The sequence below is a fragment of the Salifodinibacter halophilus genome, assembly GCA_012999515.1.
Lineage (GTDB): Bacteria > Pseudomonadota > Gammaproteobacteria > Nevskiales > Salinisphaeraceae > Salifodinibacter > Salifodinibacter halophilus.
The window spans coordinates 1-391 of record JABEEB010000046.1 but is presented as its reverse complement, the minus strand read 5'-3'; the positions used below and the strand labels follow the sequence as shown (position 1 = coordinate 391).

Here is a 391-nt window from a genome sequence, read left to right as displayed (position 1 = left end):
CGGCGCGTCGTCGTTCAGATCGTGCAGGTAACGGATGTCAAAGGTGGGACGCAGGCGCCCCGCCTTGCCGATGAAACGCACCCCGGCGCCGAGCGTGGTCGTGTCGTAGCCCTTGCCCTCCACGCGCAGGTTGGCCTCGCCGGCGCCGGTCTCGGTCACATCGTCCAGGCTCAGGCGGCTGTGGTAGACGCCGACCAGCGGCTCGATGCTCGCGCTCGGCGTTTCGAAACGCCAGCCGGCCTCGGCCATCGCGTACCAACCGTCGGCATCGGCGTCGGCCCGCGCGGTGCGGTCGAACACGCCGACGTGGACCGGGCGGGTGACATCGAAGCTGCTCTTGGCGTAACCGGCCGCGCCTTGCACCCACGCGCCGCCGTCGGGCCGCGGGGCG

At 71.9% G+C, this 391-nt stretch carries 1 protein-coding gene; it reads right to left on the bottom strand.

Annotation, left to right across the window (positions count from 1 at the left end; all coding sequences use genetic code 11):
• Positions 1-391, bottom strand: a 391-nt coding sequence (locus tag HKX41_10605; GenBank protein ID NNC24581.1) for an autotransporter outer membrane beta-barrel domain-containing protein, incomplete at both ends; no start/stop codon positions are given.